Genomic DNA, 16,001 nt, shown 5'->3' with positions numbered 1-16,001 from the left:
GACAGACTAGGTGCGTTACCGCCCGGAGGTCAACACTGTTGCACGATTGTGCAGCCCGTAGTTTTGCATATCGCCCTTGGGTTGCGCCGGATGCCTATGATGTCAGCAGTCTGGGAAAGGTCAGCATGTGGAGCGATAGGGCGGGCAGTTTTCGTCGTGGAGCAGGCGCAGGGGCGTTTCTGTATGGCTGATATCGGCAGGGTTGGCAGCCAGAAAGGCGCCGCTGCATGCGTGGTGCTTATACTGGAACGTGCACGGATACTGGCTGCAATGCAAAACGTGGGCCTGGGCGCGCACTCAATCTCTGTCAGTATCGCGGTGGGGCGCATAGGCTTCGATGCCGCACAGTGACTGGCGGAGGTGACGCGCTCCTGCGTGCAATCGTCTACCAAACGGCCCGCCAAAGTTTCGAAATCTGCTACGATCGCTCGTGTCACGCCTTGATGACAACGGGGGCTGCCCGCACCGTCGATGCCTTCATCGCGGGCCGCTGCACGGAGGTGCTCCAGACAGCGAGGGGGCGATGTTCAGGCAAGCGAATCCCTGTGGTGAGGGCGCGAAAAAGGAGTAGCGAAAATGTATTTTATGCTTGAAGCTTTTATCTTGCGCTGAGGCAGTCAGGACAATACCGTTGCGCCAAACCGGCCCCAGGGGCGGCGATGGATCTCCGTATGAAAGGTGCGCCAAAATGACGAACACACCCTATAATCCGGGGCAGGAGGGGGCAAAGATGGGCTTTGCCGATGCCATGTCCTATGGCGACTACCTGCATCTGGACGCGCTCCTCGACCAGCAGCATTGCAAGAGCGACGCTCATGACGAGATGCTGTTCATCATTCAACACCAGACGAGCGAACTGTGGATGAAGCTGGCGCTGCACGAATTGCAGGCGGCGCGCGATGCACTGCAGCAGGGTCAGACGGCCGAGATGTTCAAGATGCTCGCCCGCGTCAGCCGCATCTTCGAGCAGCTCAACAGTGCTTGGGACGTCCTGCGCACCATGACCCCCGCCGATTACACCCGCTTTCGCGAGGCGCTGGGTCCGTCGTCGGGGTTCCAGTCGCATCAGTACCGGCTGATCGAATACGTGCTGGGCAACCGCAACCCCAACATGCTGCGCCCGCACGAACATGTCCCCGAGGTGCATGCACTGCTTGCGGATGAGCTGGCACGGCCCAGTTTCTATGACGAGGTGAACCGCTACCTCTACCAGACCCTCGACGGCCATACCGACAACATGCCCGAACTGCAGCTGGACGCGCCCCATGCGCTGAACGCCGAGATCCAGTCCCGCTGGCTGGAGGTCTATCAGGACATCGACAGCCATTGGACGCTCTATGAGATGGCCGAGAAACTGGTTGATCTCGAAGACTATTTCCGCCGCTGGCGCTTCAATCACGTCACCACGGTAGAACGCGTCATCGGCTTCAAACGCGGCACCGGCGGCACCTCCGGCGTGCAATACCTGCGCCGCATGCTGAGCGTCGAGCTGTTCCCCGAACTCTGGACCCTGAGAGGCGATCTCTGACATGACCCAACTGCCCAAGAAACATCTCTTCGACATTCCCGAGGGCATGATCTACCTCGATGGCAATTCGCTCGGCCCACTGCCAAAAGGCGCGGCGGAACGTGCGACCAAGACCCTCACGCAGGAATGGGGCACCCAGCTGATCAAGGCCTGGAACACCGCCGACTGGATGGCGCTGCCGCAGAAGGTGGGCGACCGGATTGCGGGCTTTATCGGCGCCGCACCGGGCAGCGTGGCCACCGGCGACACGCTGTCGATCAAGGTTTACCAGGCGCTGGCGGCGGCGCTGAAGATGCGCCCCGACCGTCGGGTGATCCTGTCCGACACTGGCAATTTTCCCTCCGATCTCTATATGGCGCAGGGGCTGATCTCCACCATCGGCAAGGACTACGAGCTGCGCACCGTTGCCCCCGAGGATGTCGCCGAGGCGATCACCGAGGATGTGGCCGTGGTGATGCTCACCGAGGTCGACTACCGCACCGGGCGCCGCCACGACATGACCGAGTTGACCGCACGCGCCCATCAGGCCGGGGCGGTTATGATCTGGGATCTGGCCCATAGTGCCGGTGCGCTGCCAGTGGACCTGACCGGCTGTAACGCGGAATTTGCGGTGGGCTGCACCTATAAATACTTCAACGGCGGTCCCGGTGCGCCGGCCTTTATCTATGCGCGTCCCGATATCCTGCTGGAGGTGGAACCGGCGTTGTCGGGCTGGCTCGGTCATGACGCGCCCTTCGCGATGGAGCCCGGCTACCGTCCCGCCATGACCACCGAACGGCTGCGCGTGGGCACCCCGCCGATCGTGCAGCTGTCGATCCTCGACGCGGCGCTTGACGTCTGGGATGGTGTATCGATGGACGAAATCCGCGGGGCCTCCGTCGCGCTCTGCGAGAGTTTCATCACCGAGGTCGAGGCGCGTTGCCCGCAGCTGACGCTGGCCTCACCGCGCGATGCAGTGGTGCGTGGTTCGCAGGTGTCCTTCGCCTTTGAAGAGGGGTATCCCGTCATGCAGGCTCTGATCGAGCGCGGCGTGATCGGTGATTTCCGCGCGCCCAACATCCTGCGCTTTGGCTTCACGCCGCTCTATATTGATCAGGATGACGTAATCGCCGCCGCAAAGGTACTTGAGGACGTCATGACCAGTGAAAGCTGGAAGGATCCGAAATATCAGGTACGCTCTCGCGTGACCTGATCCCGCGTCAGATTACGGCCGGACAGGACCGCCCTCTGCGCATGCAGGGGGCGGTTTTCATTTCTGCGCGGTCGCGGCCCATGAAAACGCGGACACAAGCACTGCCGGCTGCCCCCACGTGTCTGTCGCGCAAGGGCCGGGATCGTATCGTACCTGTTTGACAAGAGCTTTGAAAAAGTGACATCATGACGTCACATTGAAGGTTCGCTAATATGCCCAAAGATACAGCCGATATCAGCAAATCCGCGCGCAAGAACACCTCGCTGCGTCTGGATGGCAAAACGCTGAAAGCCCTGAAATTGCGGGCCATCGAAGAAGATACCAGCATTCAGCGCCTCATCGAGCGGCTCATTGATGACTACCTGAAGACAACAAAGAAAAAAGGCAAATGACAGCAGAAGTGTCCCATAGTTTCCTGCTCGACGGCGCTGTCGAGTGGTCCGAAATAGCAACTGCGCTGGGCGATCTGCGGCTGGAATTCGACACGGAGGACATGTCACTGTCCTTCCGCATGCTGGATTGTCACGATCAACTGCTGCGAAAGTCCGGCCGCGTTTTGCTGGAGTTCGACGATAGTCTCACGATGTTGGCTGCCGGAACGCCACCACAGCGTCAGGCCACCGCCGAGGCCGCAAGGTTCCCCGCCGATCTGCCCGAGGGGCCGGTCAAGCGCCTGACAGAGAAGACATTCCCACTGCGCTGCTTCCTGGCGATGGCCAGCGGCACGCTCCACCGAAACAGCCTGCGGGTGGTGGATGACGAGGCCAAGACCCATCTGCGCGGCGAGATCCTGACCGTCGGCAGTGACGCGGGCCACGTCACGCTGGTGACCTTGTCGCCCCTGCGCGGCTATACCCGTGCGCCGGACCGGCTGGGTGCTGCGCTTTTGGCTCATGGCGCCGGGCCGCTGGAGGCCGAACACATCTTCACCACACTGGCGCCGAATGTGCCGCGCTATGTGGCTAAGCCCAAGATGAGGTTCAGCGGCCATGAGACCGCCTTTGACGTGGCGGTGGAGACGATCCGCAATTACATCGCCGTGGCCCGCGCCAATGAAGCAGGCGTGATCGGCGACCACGACACCGAGTTTCTGCATGACTATCGGGTGGCCCTGCGCAAGGTGCGTTCGGTGCTGAGCCTGTTCAAAGGCGTCTTTGGCTCTGTGCAGACGGCAGAGCTGAAGGCGGCATTTTCCGACCTGATGGCGCCGACGGGGCGGGTGCGCGACCTCGATGTCTATCTGATGGACCGCGCCGGCTATGATGCGCTGGTGCCCGAGCAACTGCGCCCGGGCCTGTCGGTGATGTTCGACGCCTTTGCCGCGGAACGGGACGGGGCGCAGGCGAAGCTCGTCAAACACCTGAAAAGCAAGGGCTATCAGAAAAAGATCTCGGCACTGGAAGAACAGTTCGCCCATCCCGATGGTTTTGTGCGTGGTGAGGCGGGCGGCCTCAGCGCGGAGGTTTACGCCCGCAAGTTGGTGTGGAAGAGCTATCGCAAGATCTGCAAGATCGCTGCCCATATTGGTGACGACACCGTGGATGAGGACGTTCACGAATTGCGCATCGCCTGCAAGAAATTCCGCTACCTGCTGGAGTTCTTCGCGCCGCTGTTCCCGGGCAAGAGTGCCAAGCGCCTGATCAAGCGGATGAAGGCGCTGCAGGATACCCTCGGGGTCTTCAATGATTGTTCTGTGCAGAAGGACTCTCTGGCCACATTCATGTCCACGCACCCTGCCGTCACCGGTGCCAGGGGGCTGGAGGCGGCGCAAAGCATCGGCGCGCTGATCGCCATCCTCGACCAGCGCCAGCGCGCAGAGCGGGCGCGGGTGATGACGTATTTCGACCAGTTCAACAGCGCCGAGACCCGCGCCGAGATCAAGACGCTGTGTCAGCGTAAGGGAGCCGCCGCATGAAGATTATCGCCTGCTACAGCAACAAGGGCGGCGTCGGCAAAACCGCCGCGGCCGTCAATCTTGCCTATGCCTATGCGCAGTCCGGCGCACGCACCCTGCTGTGCGATCTCGACCCGCAGGGCGCGTCGAGCTTTTATTTTCGGGTGAAGCCGTCGAAAAAGCTGAAGGACACGCAGTTCTTTGAGGATGTGGACCGCTTCACCCGTGCGATCCGAGGCAGCGATTACGAGAACCTCGATATCCTGCCCGCCAACCTGACCTTCCGCGACTTTGACGTGTTTCTGTCGCGGATGAAGAACAGCCGCTCGCGCCTGAAAAAGGCGCTGAAAGCGGTGGATGGCGATTATGACGTGATCATTCTGGATTGCCCACCCAACATCTCCTCGCTGTCGGAGGCGGTGTTCAAGGCCGCCGACAGGGTGGTGGTGCCGGTGATCCCGACCACCCTCTCCGAACGCAGCTTCGAACAGCTGTTTGCGTTTTTCAAGGAGAGCGGGCTGAAGACCGCAAAGCTGCTGACCTTCTTCTCCATGGTGCAGGGGCGCAAGACCCTGCATGGCGAGACGATGGCGCGGCTGCGTGACAGCTATGGCAAGCTGTTCCTGTCCACGGAGCTGCCGTTTTCCACCGATGTGGAGAAGATGGGCGTGTATCGTGAGCCGGCGCTGTGCTTTGCAAGGACGCGCCCGGCGGGCAGGGCCTATCTGGCGCTGTTCGACGAGGTGAACGCCCATGTGTCGGGGGGGAAGACAGCTATGAGAACAAAGGGATCGCCATGAAAGAGATCGAACGGAAGTACCTGGTTGCGGAGCGCCCCGATCTGACCGCAGCCACGGCGACACCGGTCAAGCAAGGCTATCTGACAGCGTTGGAGGACAGCACCGAACTGCGCCTGCGCCAGAAGGGGGAACGGTTCTTCCTCACCCAGAAGGGCGGCGCGGGCCGGGTGCGCGAAGAGCGCGAGGCGGAGATCACCCGGACGGTCTATGAGACCTTCTGGCCCGGCACCGAAGGGCGGCGGCTGGAAAAGACCCGCTGGACCGGCGTGCTGGCGGATGGCTGGGGGTATGAGTTCGACATTTTCGAGGGCACACTGGCACCATTGCAGATGGTTGAGGTGGAGTTCGCCGATGAGGCTGCGGCGGAGGCCTTCGTGCCGCCCGAATGGTTCGGGCGCGAGGTGACAGAGGACAAGCGGTTCGGCAACAAGTCCCTCGCGGTGCATGGCCTGCCGGAGGGCGCTGTCTGAGCCACGCCTGAGCCCGTGGTGTCGCGCCGAAATCAGACCGTTGGAGGTCGGGCAGGGGGAGCTCCCGCCCCCGCGCAGTCCCTTGCTGACGCAAGACCCCGCTTGGGGTTGGGCCGGGCAGCCTGTCCTACGGACAGGCTGCGGCGCCGGACCGTCAGGTCCGGCGCCATGCCCAACGGGAGCGGTTGTGCCTCTGGCACGGCCAGCGACGGGCGGGAGGCCCCCGCTGATGAGGACACGCGTCGCGGCCAGGCCGAGCGGTCAGGTCAGGTCAGGTCAGGTGATTAGGTCAGACGCTGTAACAGGTAGATATCCATGATCCAGCCGTGATCGGCGCGGGCGCTGGCGCGTGTGGCGAGGATCTCCGCCTGCACCTCGGACAGGCGCCCGGCAATATTGATCTCATTCTCCATGCCCGCATAGGCAGACCAATGGATCATCACCTCTTCGGGCACTTCAAGGCTCTGGAATGAGCAATCCCCGTCCAGCATGATCACCAGCGTGTCGCAGCCCTCGGGCCAGCCGTGATCGCGCAGGCGTCGCCCGGTGGTGATCTGCACCGGCGCGCCAATGCCGTTCAGCGGCACGCCGTGGGCGGCCGTCAGTGCCTGGATCGAGGTGATGCCCGGTATCACCTGCATTTGCATCCCCACCCGCGCGCGCAGACGCTCGGCAATTCGCATGGTGCTGTCATAGAGCGACGGATCCCCCCAGACCAGAAACCCCACGCGTCCCCCCTTCGGCAGATGCGCCGCCATGGTCGCCTGCCAGACCTCGGCAATCGCGTCATGCCAGTCATCCACTCGCTGACGATAGTCGGCAGTGGCTGGATCTCGCACCGGCAGGTCGAATTCGACGATCTTCGGCGGCTGCGCGACCCCCGCCAGCACCTCGGCGCAGATCGCCTGGCGCAGCCCGGCAAGGTCATCCTTGCCTGCACCCTTGTTGGGGATCAGGATCAGATCCTGCGCGCCGAGCGCTTCCACCGCCTGCAACGTCAGATGCTTGGGGTTGCCGGTGCCGATACCGATCAGGCTGAGGTGGAGCATGGGGCGCAATCTCTCAAGAATAAATGGGCGGTCAGATCTGCCCCGGTCTTGGTGCCGTGTCCGGGGCAGGTCAAGGGCATGGTCTCAGGAGCGCACCATCAGCGCGTGTCCACGGTCACCGCAGCCTCGACCGGGTTGCCGTCAACCGCGATAACCCCGTGGCTGTTGGAGTTCAACGAGACCTTCACTTCCACCTCACCCTCGGGCAGCGTGCCGATATGCATCCAGCGGCCATAGAGCCGCCCGATCTTTTCGCCGTTGACATAGACATGGGCGTGGCCTTCGCCCTCCAAATCAGCGCCGGAGGCGTTTTCGGGCGCAAAGCGGAAATTCTGCGGCATCGCGTGCAGGTTCCAGCCCGACATCGGATCGGGGGTCAGTGCAATCTCCAGCGCCGGGGCCTCCGGGCCAGCGGCCATATTGACCATGGCGGAGTGATCATGTGCGGCCATCTCGGCTTGACTGCCGCCGCCATGATGGGCGGGGTCGCCGTGGTCGTGGCCATCAAAGGTCACGCCATTTCCGGCGGCGGTGACCAAGCCGATGCCGCCGCCAAAGACAAGACCGATGGCAAACAGGGCGAGCGAACGGGACATGGGGTCTTCCTTCAATATGGAAATCCCCGCCGGGCGCGATGTGCGCGGCGGGGATCATCAGGCGTTCTGGGTCACGCTGCAGCTGCGTCGCGGGCGGACTCGGTCTGCCAGAAATAGGCGGCAAAGGCGCCCAGCAGCACCCAGGCGGCCATGCCGATGCCAAAGGCCCGCGCGGCAAACAGCGCTCCGATCTCGGTCGGCACCGGGCCGGTGAACGTATCGGGTTCCGGCGCGCCGATCACATGCGGGGCGATCAGCAGCAGCGCCGCCACCACGTAGGACACCAGCTTGCCGCCAAAGGCGATCAGCCACATGGCAACGCCGGCGGTCGCAACGGTGGCCACCCACCAGATCTGACGCGCGCCGACATCGGCGGCGGCGACGCCGGGCACTTCGGGGGCCAGGGTGAAGCCGGGCGCGAAGTGAAAGGCGACAAATCCCGCAATCCCCCAGATGATGCCGTGGCGTGCGGTGACCACATGGCCCTGACGCTCCGCCTGCGACATCAGCGCCACCAGAACGAGCGCGTAGCCGGTGTAGGTCAGCATGGTGAAGAGGACGCTCAGCAGGTTGCGCATCGGCTCATCGAACAGGCCCGGCAGCTCGGGATGGGCACTGACGGGATCACCGCCGAAATGCACCAGCGCGCCGGTTTCATAAAGTTCGGCATGCAACAGCACCGGCTGCACGAAGAAAAGCTGCAGCAGGGCGACGATCAGCCCCGCTGCAGCGCCAGCGAACAACGCGCTGGTCAGAATACGTGCGAGCATGGTCTTAGTGGCAGGGAAAGCCGGTGGCGTGGCGCACGTCATGCGCCGCATCATGCAGGGTCGAGGCCTGCACATGGCCGGTCACGGTGATGATGCCGAGACCCAGAACCACGGCAAAAAGCGCCGGGATGATGCTGGAGACGGATGTGGTCGAGGTAAGCGTCTTGGTCGTCATGTGTGTGTCCTCCGTGCCGTCACACCCGACGGCAGACATAAAGTTCTCGTTCCATACGGCCGGTCTCCTGACTCGCGGGTCACGGCGATCATCCTCCTTCCCGGCACGCAGGCCAGTGGGTTCAGAATGTCGCTCGCCGCTCACAGTCGCGGGGGCGGTTGGGGCTTCGGCGCCGCGATTGGGTCCGCCGTTCCTCATTCCCGTTTCAGTCCCGATGCTTTGCATCATCAGACACCGTATGCATCTGTTGTGCCTTGCGCGCTTTGCTCCGGTCAAGCGTGAATACGCCACCGGAGGCGCTGTTCGCGGCAGTTCCGTGATCTTCAGGGGGCTTGCGGAGGGCGGATAGCCTCTGGCGATGCGGTCAGGGCAGCTCTGCGGGGATGCGGGCAATGGCCTTGAACCGCAGCTCACCCAGCGGCCTTGCATCCGGCAGCGTGCCATCGGCGCTGCTGGCATAGAGGCGCAGGAACGTCAGGATATCGGGCAGATCCGCTGATGTGATCTCGCCAAACAGATAGGCGGTCTTGCCGCTCTGGCGGATCGCCAGGGTCTGTGGGCGGTCGCAGCCCGACATGCAGTCGACCTGCTGCAGCGTCGCGCTCAGCCCCGCCGCCGCCAGCGCCGCGGAGATCTGTCGTGGCAGGTCCGGGTCGGCAGTGCTGCAGCTGCGGCAGAGCGTGAGCGTCGGCTGCGTCATGCGGGCGCGTCTTCATCCGCCAGCGGACCGTAAAGGATCAGCACCGGCGCGGCGCTGTCGATGCGCTCCAGCAGCTCAGGCAGCGCCTGCACCGTGGTGCGGTGCAGCTCCTGCGCCGGGGTGGAGACGCCGAGGGCCACCAGCGCCGGCGTGTCCTGCGGCAGGCCTTCGTCCAACAGCAGCGCCAGCATCGACGCAAAGGTGCGTTTGCCCATATAGACCACCGTGGTGGCCTCCGGATCGGCAAGGGCGGCGAGGTTCATGTGATCCGGCAACCCGCCGGTCACGTCATGGCCGGTGATGAACTGCAGCCGCCGCGCAGTCAGCCGCCGCGTCAGCGGAATGCCCGCCGCCGCTGCTGCGGCCGAGGCGGCGGTGACGCCGGGAATGATCTCGTATTTGATGCCAGCGGCGCGCAGGGCGGTCAGCTCTTCCTCCAAGCGGCCAAAAACACCGCTGTCGCCGGATTTCAGCCGCACGACCTGGGCGCCGGATTGCGCGTATTCCACCAGCAGTTTGCTGACGTGGTCCTGTTTCGGCGAGGGGCGCCCGGCGCGTTTTCCGACCCCCACCAGATCCGCATCCGCATGGGCATGGTCCAGGATTGGCCCCGAGGACAGATCGTCGAACAGCACCGCATCCGCCGCCTCCAGCCGTTTTACGGCCTTCACCGTCAACAGCTCCGGATCGCCGGGACCGGAGGAAACAAAGCTGACAAAGCCACTCATGCGTGCTCTCCCTCATGCTCTGCGGTGATCAGATGGAAGAAGGTGCCGGTGACGTTGCCCTTAATCGAGCCGGTCTCCGGCACCGGGTTGCCATCCGCATCCATGACCCGCGCCAGTGGTGCGTCGGGCTCATCCAGAATGGTGGAGTAATGGAACTCATGCCCGCGCAGGAAGTCGCCGGTGTCAAAGCCCGGCATGCCCGCCTGCAGCTCCGCGCGGCGATAGCCGAGGTGGAACTTGCGCTTCTCATAGGACGTGACCAGCCCCAAGAGCCCGGCCATCTGGTGCCGGGTGCCCGCCTTGTCGATCAGCGCGGTGCCAAGCGCCATGTAGCCGCCGCATTCGCCATGCACCGGCTTCGTCTGCGCATGTTTCTGCAGGCCTGCGCGCCATGTCTCCGCCGCTGCCAGCGCCGCGCCGTGCAATTCTGGATAGCCACCGGGCAGCCAGACCAGATCGGCGTCCGGGGCGGGGGGCTCGTTGTTCAGGGGGGAAAACGGCAGGATTTCGGCCCCGGCGGCGCGCCAGCCCTCCAGCAGGTGCGGATAGGTGAAGGAAAACGCTGCATCCCGCGCCAGTGCGATCCGCTGTGCTGGCGGTTTTGGCAGGGCGCGCGGGGCAGGGGCCGCAGCTGTGCTGGCCACCGCGCGGATCGCGTCAAGGTCGACGTTGTCGCGCAGGAAGGCCGCGTAGCCCGCAATCGCCGCCTCAAGATCGGGATGCTCCACCGCCTGAATGAGGCCAAGGTGGCGTTCGGGCAGCGTAAGATCGCCGCGCCGGGGCAGGGCGCCCAGCACCTTGACGCCCGCACGCTCCATCCCCAGCCGGGTCAGCCGCTCATGCCGGGGGCTGGCGACCCGGTTCAGGATCACGCCCGCAAAGGGCAGATCGGGGTTGTACATCCTGAAGCCAAGCGCGGTGGCGGCGGCGGATTGTGCCTGCCCGCCCACGTCGATCACCAGCACCACCGGCCAGCCCATCCTGAGCGCGGTCTCTGCCGAGGAACCAAAACCCGATTGCCCGCGGGTGGCAACGCCGTCGAACAGCCCCATGGACCCTTCGCCGATGCAGATATCCGCGCCAGTGGCCTGGGTGGTGACGGCATCGAGCAGCCCGCTGTCCATCGCCCAGGTATCAAGGTTGAAGGACGCGCGCCCGGCAGCGGCGAGGTGAAAGGCCGGGTCGATATAGTCCGGTCCGCTCTTGAACGGCTGCACCGTGAGGCCGTCCTCGGCCAATGCGCGCAACAGGCCCAGCATCACCGTGGTCTTGCCGGTGCCGGACGAGGGGGCAGAGATCATCAGGCCCTTGGGGAAATTGGTCATCGGGCTACCTCGTTTGCAGAGAACTCTTGTCCGGTCCACGGACCAGACAGCGCCCGACCCTCCTCCCGGGAGGGCGCTTGCGCACCCACCCAGGCTCGGGCGCTGTCCTCGGTGTGATAGATCAAGCGATCACTCATCCGCTTCGCTCCACTCGGACCACGGGCTGTCGGCACTCTGCGGGCGGTAGCGGCGGTCATAGTCCGCACCATAAAGGCAGCTTTCGGCAAAATCCTCGGCGCCCAGGGCAGGCCCCACCAGGATCAGTGCGGTGCGCCCGCGCGCACCTTCGGTGGCCTCAATGACTGAACCCAGCGTCGCCTTGATGATCTTCTGATCCGGCCAGGTCGCCCGCCAGACGATCGCCACCGGACAGTCGGATCCATAGGCAGGCGACAGACGTGCCACCACGTCATCCAGCACATGAACCGACAGGTGAATGGCCAATGTGGCACCGGTGGCGGCAAAATTCTCCAGTGTTTCACCCTCGGGCATGGCAGAGGCCCGCCCGGATGTGCGCGTCAGTACCAGAGATTGCGCCACGCCGGGCAGGGTCAGCTCGGTGCCCAGAGCGGCGGCTGCGGCGGCAAAGGCGGGCACGCCGGGGGTGATGTCATGCGGGATGCCCAGATCGCGCAGGCGGCGCAGCTGCTCGCCCATCGCCGACCAGACCGACAGATCCCCGGAATGCAGCCGCGCCACGTCTTGACCGGCCGCATGGGCGCTGGAGATTTCCGCCATGATCTCGTCCAGCGACAGCGGTGCGGTGTTGATGATCTTTGCGCCGTCTGGGCAATGTTGCAGCAGCGCCTCGGGCACCAATGAGCCAGCATATAGGCACACCGGGCAGGCGGCGATCAGGTCGCGTCCGCGCAGGGTGATCAGGTCCGCCGCGCCGGGGCCGGCGCCAATGAAGTGTACGGTCATCGCTCAGTCATCTCCGCAAGGGCCACGGTGGCAAGCCCGTCCGTGGTCACATATCTCGTCTGGATCAGCCGTGCGCCTGGGCCTGCCGCGACAAGCGCTGCGGCCTCGGCCACCGATCCGGTGTGGAACCGCGCGGCGATGCGCGGTGAATGGGTTGGGGTCTCAATACCCGAAATCTGAGCCTCGTCGAGGGGGATCACCGGCAGCTCCTGTGCCGTTGCAAAGTCCCGGAACAGCGCGGTATCCGCCTTGGCGCGCAGGGTGGCGAGCCGGTCGGGGCGCCGGGACAGGGCGGCGAGCGCCTCGACAAGGCTCGCCGTGGTGGCCCGATCCGCAAAGCCAAATCCGGCGACGATCATCGGGTGACGCTCCATTGGATCACCGGACGCGCCCGCTCCCAGCCGCGCATGCTCCCAAGCGGGGCCGCTTCGGCGATCTCGGCCTTCAGCAGATGCCCGCCCCACTGCGCCTGCGCCTGCATCAGCAGGCTCTCGGTTTCCAGCGTGACGCCATTGGCGACGATGCGGGTGCCCTGCGGTAGGATTTGCCACAGGTGGTCCAGCAGCGCCTGCGTGCCGCCGCCACCGATGAACACGCAGTCGGGCAGCGGTTGGCCCTGCAGCACCTCCGGCGCGCGGCCCTCGATGGCGGTCAGGCGATGCGCGAGGCCGAAACCGTCGGCGTTGCGGCGGATGTTGACCAATCGGTCGGCGCGCGCCTCGAATGTGGTTGCGGATGCGCCGCGCGCGGCAAGGCACCATTCGACCGAGACCGACCCCGACCCGCCGCCAATGTCCCACAGATGCTCATCCGCGCGCGGCGCGAGGGCAGAAAGAGTGAGTGCGCGAATGGGCCGCTTGGTGATCTGACCGTCGCTGGCAAAGAGATCGTCCGGCAGCCCTGCGGCTTGTGGCAAGCCCTGGCCCACAGCCTCGATGGCGGCCACAACCGGCGCGTCCACATCCCCGAGGTCAAAGGCCCCGGCGGTGGTCTCGCGGCGGCGCTCCTTGGGCCCGCCAAGGCGTTCCAGCACAGTCAGGCGACTGTCGGCAAAGCCGATGTCGCAGAGGTACCCTGCCAGCTCTGCCGCCGCCGCGCCGTCGCGCAGGGTGCAGAGGATGCGGGCGCCACGCGCAAGGATTGGTCGCAGGCGCGCAAAGGGCGCGGCGTGCAGGCCGAGGCAGAGCGTGTCTTCCAGCCGCCAGCCCAGCGCGTTTGCGGCCAGCGCGAAACAGGAGGGCACGGGATGGGAGGTCCATTCCTCGCGGCTCAGATCCCGCAGGAGGCTGCCACCGGCGCCATGCCAGAACGGATCACCGGAGGCCAGGACCACCGTGGCGCGCCCACGCGATGCCAGCACCGGCGCGGTGGAGAAGGGCACGGGCCAGCATTGACCACGCGCGCCTGCGTCGACCAGGTCCAGATGGCGGGGACCACCGATGATGATTTCTGCCGCCGCAAGTGCAGAGCGGCTTGCATCCGTCAGCCCATCAAGGCCATTTTCACCCAGCCCGATCAGGGTCAGCCACGGGCGCGCCGCGCCTTTTGTCAAAGGATCAGACATGACCAAACTCCTGCTTCTGGGCGGCACCACCGAGGCCTCGCAACTGGCGGCACATTTGGCGCAAGCCTGGACGGGAGCCGGGCGTCAGGCGGTGTTCTCCTACGCAGGCCGCACCGCGCGCCCGGCGTCGCAGCCGTTGCCCTGCCGGGTGGGCGGGTTTGGTGGCGTGGCCGGGCTGGCGGAGTATCTGCGCGCCGAAGCCATCACCCATGTGGTGGATGCAACACATCCCTTCGCCGCGCAGATGAGCACCAACGCGGTGCAGGCCTGCGCCGAGGTTGGGGTGGATCTGGTGGCGTTCGAGCGCCCGGCCTGGGTGGCACAGGCCGGCGACAGTTGGTGCCATGTGCCCGATATGGAGGGCGCGGTGGCGGCGCTGCCGCAGACGGGCGCGCGGGTGTTCCTTGCCATCGGCAAGCAGCATGTGGCGGAGTTCGCGGCCAAACCACAGAACCACTACCTGCTGCGGCTGGTCGACCGGCCTGACGCACCGCTGGCCCTGCCCGATGCCACCGTGCTTGTGGCCCGTGGGCCGTTCGAGGCCGCAGGCGATAAAACGCTGATGCAAACCCACGCCATCACCCATGTGGTTGCCAAGAACGCCGGTGGTACCGGGGCGGAGGCGAAGCTGATCGCCGCCCGCGCGCTTGGCCTGCCGGTGGTCATGATCGACCGGCCCGAGATCCCGGCACGGCAGGTGTTGGGATCGGTGGCAGAGGTGAGGCGCTGGCTGGACCACGGGGCTTAGGTGTCCTTGCTGTCGGACTGATGGCCCGTTTGATGGTCAGGTTGGTGACCGGGCGCAAACCGTGGCGTGTAGACATAAGGCCCGACCCGCCGGGTCTCGCGATTGCTGACGATCACCACGGTGCGCATATCGGCCATTTCAGGCGTGGCCTCGCGCAGCGGCACGGTCAGCAGCTCCTGTCCGGGTTTGGTCACGTCGCGGGCAAAGGTGATGAGGGTCTCCTCGCCGCAGGCCGCGCGCAGAACCTCCAGCGCGCGCGCAAACTGATGTGGGCGCGATTTTGAGCGCGGGTTGTAGAAGGCCATCGCCAGACCGGCCTCGCCCACCAGCTGCAGGCGGCGTTCGATCAGCGCCCAGGGCTTGAGATTGTCGCTGAGGTTGATGGCGGCAAAGTCATGCCCCAGCGGCGCACCGATTGCGGCAGCTGCGGCGAGCATGGCGGTGATGCCGGGCAGTACGCGGATTTCCAGCGCGCGCCAGGCCTCGGGACCGGCCTCCAGCGCCTCGAACACCGCCGAGGCCATGGCGAAGACTCCCGGATCGCCGGAGGAGACCACCACCACGCGGCGACCCGCAGCGGCCATCTCCAAGGCATGGCTGGCGCGGTCCACCTCGACGCGATTGTCGCTGGCATGCAGGGTCAGACCGTCGCGCGGCGTGATGCGCTGCACGTAGGGGATATAGCCCACAACATCGGTGGCCTCGGCCAGCGCGTCATGCACCTCGGGGATCACCATGCTCTCGGACCCGGGACCGAGGCCCGCGATCACCACCCAGCCTTTTTGAATGTCCGTCATGGCCGCCGTCCTTGCCCGTGCAGCAGCACGATGGAGAAATAGGGCACCTCGCCGGTCACATCCGTCAGCTTTTGCACGGTCTGGTTCGGCATGGTGCCGCGCTCGACCAACCAGGCGTCCTCGAGCCGCCCGGCGGCCTCCAGCGCGCGGCGCAGCTTGGGCAGGTTGCGGCCGATCTTCATCACCACCAGCGCATCCGTTTCGGTGATGCGGCGGGTCAGCTCGTCCTCGGACAGGGTTGCCATCGCCACGGTCAGCACGTCATCGCCCCAAGTGATTGGCTGGCCGGTGGCGGTCCAGCAGCCCGACATGCCGGTGATGCCGGGAATGATCTCCACCTGCGCCCGGCCCTCAAGCCGGGTGTGCAGATGCATGAAGGAGCCATAGAGGAAGGGATCGCCCTCGCAGAGCACCACCACGGTGTCCGTCGCCGCGATCTCGGCCAGCATGTCGGCCCAATGGTCGTAGAAGGCGGCGAGCTGGCGGTTGTACTCGGGGTCGGAAAAATGGATTTCCGTGGTGACGGGATATTCCATCGGATATTCGGTGACGCCCTCGGGCAGGATGCCCTCGACGATGGCGCGGGCCTGTCCGGCGCGCCCGGCCTTGCGGAAATAGGCCACGTGGGAGGCGGCTTGCAGCGCGCGCCAGCTCTTGACGCTCATCAGTTCGGGGTCGCCGGGGCCGAGGCCTGCGCAGATGACTTTGCCTGTTGCGGGGGTGTTCATGGTCATTCCTTGC

19 protein-coding genes and 1 riboswitch are annotated in these 16,001 nt (G+C 65.1%); of the genes, 7 read left to right on the top strand and 12 right to left on the bottom strand.

Translation table 11 applies throughout. From position 1 onward, the window contains the following. Positions 1 to 688 precede the first annotated feature (688 nt). The 6 genes from R1T40_RS10680 (at position 689) to R1T40_RS10655 (ending at position 5,884) form a co-directional block, all read left to right on the top strand. The gene (locus R1T40_RS10680; RefSeq protein ID WP_106162155.1) at positions 689 to 1,528 is read left to right on the top strand and encodes a tryptophan 2,3-dioxygenase; all 840 of its coding nucleotides are present in this window, start codon (positions 689 to 691) and stop codon (positions 1,526 to 1,528) included. A 1-nt stretch (position 1,529) separates the two neighbouring features. Further along, positions 1,530 to 2,720 carry a kynureninase gene (gene kynU, locus R1T40_RS10675; RefSeq protein WP_317386915.1) on the top strand — a complete coding sequence of 397 codons (1,191 nt, stop codon included), beginning with the start codon at positions 1,530 to 1,532 and terminating at the stop codon, positions 2,718 to 2,720. 212 nt (positions 2,721 to 2,932) lie between these two features. Further along, positions 2,933 to 3,112, top strand: a complete 180-nt coding sequence (locus tag R1T40_RS10670; RefSeq protein WP_317386914.1) for a ribbon-helix-helix protein, CopG family — start codon at positions 2,933 to 2,935, stop codon at positions 3,110 to 3,112. Beyond that, positions 3,109 to 4,635, top strand: coding sequence for a CHAD domain-containing protein (locus R1T40_RS10665; RefSeq protein ID WP_317386913.1), 1,527 nt, complete (start codon positions 3,109 to 3,111; stop codon positions 4,633 to 4,635). Before R1T40_RS10670 ends, R1T40_RS10665 begins: the two co-directional genes overlap by 4 nt. Next, the gene (locus tag R1T40_RS10660; protein WP_317386912.1) at positions 4,632 to 5,414 is read left to right on the top strand and encodes a ParA family protein; all 783 of its coding nucleotides are present in this window, start codon (positions 4,632 to 4,634) and stop codon (positions 5,412 to 5,414) included. Before R1T40_RS10665 ends, R1T40_RS10660 begins: the two co-directional genes overlap by 4 nt. Then, the gene (locus tag R1T40_RS10655) at positions 5,411 to 5,884 is read left to right on the top strand and encodes a CYTH domain-containing protein (RefSeq protein WP_106162160.1); all 474 of its coding nucleotides are present in this window, start codon (positions 5,411 to 5,413) and stop codon (positions 5,882 to 5,884) included. The genes R1T40_RS10660 and R1T40_RS10655 overlap by 4 nt, the downstream gene beginning before the upstream one ends. A 284-nt stretch (positions 5,885 to 6,168) precedes the next feature. Here R1T40_RS10655 and cobF read toward each other — a convergent pair whose 3' ends face one another. From cobF to cbiE, 10 genes are all read right to left on the bottom strand, one after another. Beyond that, positions 6,169 to 6,933: a precorrin-6A synthase (deacetylating) gene (cobF, locus tag R1T40_RS10650; protein ID WP_317386911.1), complete on the bottom strand. Its 765-nt coding sequence runs from the start codon at positions 6,931 to 6,933 to the stop codon at positions 6,169 to 6,171. 98 nt (positions 6,934 to 7,031) lie between these two features. Further along, positions 7,032 to 7,529 carry a hypothetical protein gene (locus R1T40_RS10645; RefSeq protein ID WP_317386910.1) on the bottom strand — a complete coding sequence of 166 codons (498 nt, stop codon included), beginning with the start codon at positions 7,527 to 7,529 and terminating at the stop codon, positions 7,032 to 7,034. Between the two features lie 71 nt (positions 7,530 to 7,600). Next, a complete protein-coding gene (locus tag R1T40_RS10640; RefSeq protein ID WP_317386909.1) occupies positions 7,601 to 8,299 on the bottom strand; it encodes a CbtA family protein in 699 nt (232 codons plus the stop codon). 4 nt (positions 8,300 to 8,303) lie between these two features. Further along, the gene (locus R1T40_RS10635) at positions 8,304 to 8,474 is read right to left on the bottom strand and encodes a CbtB domain-containing protein (protein WP_106162164.1); all 171 of its coding nucleotides are present in this window, start codon (positions 8,472 to 8,474) and stop codon (positions 8,304 to 8,306) included. Between the two features lie 40 nt (positions 8,475 to 8,514). Further along, a riboswitch (cobalamin riboswitch) is annotated at positions 8,515 to 8,728 on the bottom strand. A 110-nt stretch (positions 8,729 to 8,838) separates the two neighbouring features. Beyond that, positions 8,839 to 9,174 carry a DUF1636 family protein gene (locus R1T40_RS10630; RefSeq protein WP_317386908.1) on the bottom strand — a complete coding sequence of 112 codons (336 nt, stop codon included), beginning with the start codon at positions 9,172 to 9,174 and terminating at the stop codon, positions 8,839 to 8,841. Continuing rightward, positions 9,171 to 9,902, bottom strand: a complete 732-nt coding sequence (cobA, locus tag R1T40_RS10625) for a uroporphyrinogen-III C-methyltransferase (protein WP_317386907.1) — start codon at positions 9,900 to 9,902, stop codon at positions 9,171 to 9,173. Before cobA ends, R1T40_RS10630 begins: the two co-directional genes overlap by 4 nt. Further along, positions 9,899 to 11,227, bottom strand: coding sequence for a cobyrinate a,c-diamide synthase (locus tag R1T40_RS10620; RefSeq protein ID WP_317386906.1), 1,329 nt, complete (start codon positions 11,225 to 11,227; stop codon positions 9,899 to 9,901). Before R1T40_RS10620 ends, cobA begins: the two co-directional genes overlap by 4 nt. Before the next feature lie 129 nt (positions 11,228 to 11,356). Next, complete coding sequence (gene cobM / locus R1T40_RS10615; protein WP_317386905.1) at positions 11,357 to 12,151, bottom strand: precorrin-4 C(11)-methyltransferase; 795 nt, start codon at positions 12,149 to 12,151, stop codon at positions 11,357 to 11,359. Next, entirely contained in the window at positions 12,148 to 12,510 is a 363-nt protein-coding gene (locus R1T40_RS10610) for a cobalamin biosynthesis protein (RefSeq protein WP_317386904.1), read from the bottom strand. The genes cobM and R1T40_RS10610 overlap by 4 nt, the downstream gene beginning before the upstream one ends. Next, entirely contained in the window at positions 12,507 to 13,715 is a 1,209-nt protein-coding gene (cbiE, locus tag R1T40_RS10605) for a precorrin-6y C5,15-methyltransferase (decarboxylating) subunit CbiE (protein ID WP_317386903.1), read from the bottom strand. The genes R1T40_RS10610 and cbiE overlap by 4 nt, the downstream gene beginning before the upstream one ends. On the opposite strand from cbiE, the gene R1T40_RS10600 reads away from it, so the two are divergent. Continuing rightward, on the top strand, positions 13,714 to 14,463 hold the full coding sequence (locus R1T40_RS10600) for a cobalt-precorrin-6A reductase (protein ID WP_317386902.1): 750 nt from the start codon (positions 13,714 to 13,716) through the stop codon (positions 14,461 to 14,463). The two genes, cbiE and R1T40_RS10600, sit on opposite strands and share 2 nt — an antisense overlap. On the opposite strand, the gene cobJ is transcribed toward R1T40_RS10600, so the two are convergent. Then, positions 14,460 to 15,260 carry a precorrin-3B C(17)-methyltransferase gene (cobJ, locus tag R1T40_RS10595; RefSeq protein ID WP_317386901.1) on the bottom strand — a complete coding sequence of 267 codons (801 nt, stop codon included), beginning with the start codon at positions 15,258 to 15,260 and terminating at the stop codon, positions 14,460 to 14,462. The two genes, R1T40_RS10600 and cobJ, sit on opposite strands and share 4 nt — an antisense overlap. Next, complete coding sequence (locus tag R1T40_RS10590; protein WP_394805027.1) at positions 15,257 to 15,988, bottom strand: precorrin-2 C(20)-methyltransferase; 732 nt, start codon at positions 15,986 to 15,988, stop codon at positions 15,257 to 15,259. Before R1T40_RS10590 ends, cobJ begins: the two co-directional genes overlap by 4 nt. Between the last annotated feature and the right edge of the window lie 13 nt (positions 15,989 to 16,001).

The organism is Tritonibacter scottomollicae (assembly GCF_032924845.1).
Lineage (GTDB): Bacteria > Pseudomonadota > Alphaproteobacteria > Rhodobacterales > Rhodobacteraceae > Epibacterium > Epibacterium scottomollicae.
The sequence above is the reverse complement of the archived record's forward strand: the minus strand, read 5'-3'. Positions and strand labels throughout refer to the sequence as shown.

Coding starts and splice junctions, on each gene's coding strand:
- R1T40_RS10630 (WP_317386908.1), bottom strand. CDS start 9,174: ATGACGCAGCCGACGCTCACGCTCTGCCGCAGCTGCAGCACTGCCGAC.
- cbiE (WP_317386903.1), bottom strand. CDS start 13,715: ATGTCTGATCCTTTGACAAAAGGCGCGGCGCGCCCGTGGCTGACCCTG.
- R1T40_RS10655 (WP_106162160.1), top strand. CDS start 5,411: ATGAAAGAGATCGAACGGAAGTACCTGGTTGCGGAGCGCCCCGATCTG.
- cobJ (WP_317386901.1), bottom strand. CDS start 15,260: ATGACGGACATTCAAAAAGGCTGGGTGGTGATCGCGGGCCTCGGTCCC.
- R1T40_RS10600 (WP_317386902.1), top strand. CDS start 13,714: ATGACCAAACTCCTGCTTCTGGGCGGCACCACCGAGGCCTCGCAACTG.
- R1T40_RS10665 (WP_317386913.1), top strand. CDS start 3,109: ATGACAGCAGAAGTGTCCCATAGTTTCCTGCTCGACGGCGCTGTCGAG.
- kynU (WP_317386915.1), top strand. CDS start 1,530: ATGACCCAACTGCCCAAGAAACATCTCTTCGACATTCCCGAGGGCATG.
- R1T40_RS10640 (WP_317386909.1), bottom strand. CDS start 8,299: ATGCTCGCACGTATTCTGACCAGCGCGTTGTTCGCTGGCGCTGCAGCG.
- R1T40_RS10610 (WP_317386904.1), bottom strand. CDS start 12,510: ATGATCGTCGCCGGATTTGGCTTTGCGGATCGGGCCACCACGGCGAGC.
- cobM (WP_317386905.1), bottom strand. CDS start 12,151: ATGACCGTACACTTCATTGGCGCCGGCCCCGGCGCGGCGGACCTGATC.
- R1T40_RS10590 (WP_394805027.1), bottom strand. CDS start 15,988: ATGAACACCCCCGCAACAGGCAAAGTCATCTGCGCAGGCCTCGGCCCC.
- R1T40_RS10670 (WP_317386914.1), top strand. CDS start 2,933: ATGCCCAAAGATACAGCCGATATCAGCAAATCCGCGCGCAAGAACACC.
- R1T40_RS10680 (WP_106162155.1), top strand. CDS start 689: ATGACGAACACACCCTATAATCCGGGGCAGGAGGGGGCAAAGATGGGC.
- R1T40_RS10635 (WP_106162164.1), bottom strand. CDS start 8,474: ATGACGACCAAGACGCTTACCTCGACCACATCCGTCTCCAGCATCATC.
- R1T40_RS10620 (WP_317386906.1), bottom strand. CDS start 11,227: ATGACCAATTTCCCCAAGGGCCTGATGATCTCTGCCCCCTCGTCCGGC.
- R1T40_RS10660 (WP_317386912.1), top strand. CDS start 4,632: ATGAAGATTATCGCCTGCTACAGCAACAAGGGCGGCGTCGGCAAAACC.
- cobF (WP_317386911.1), bottom strand. CDS start 6,933: ATGCTCCACCTCAGCCTGATCGGTATCGGCACCGGCAACCCCAAGCAT.
- cobA (WP_317386907.1), bottom strand. CDS start 9,902: ATGAGTGGCTTTGTCAGCTTTGTTTCCTCCGGTCCCGGCGATCCGGAG.
- R1T40_RS10645 (WP_317386910.1), bottom strand. CDS start 7,529: ATGTCCCGTTCGCTCGCCCTGTTTGCCATCGGTCTTGTCTTTGGCGGC.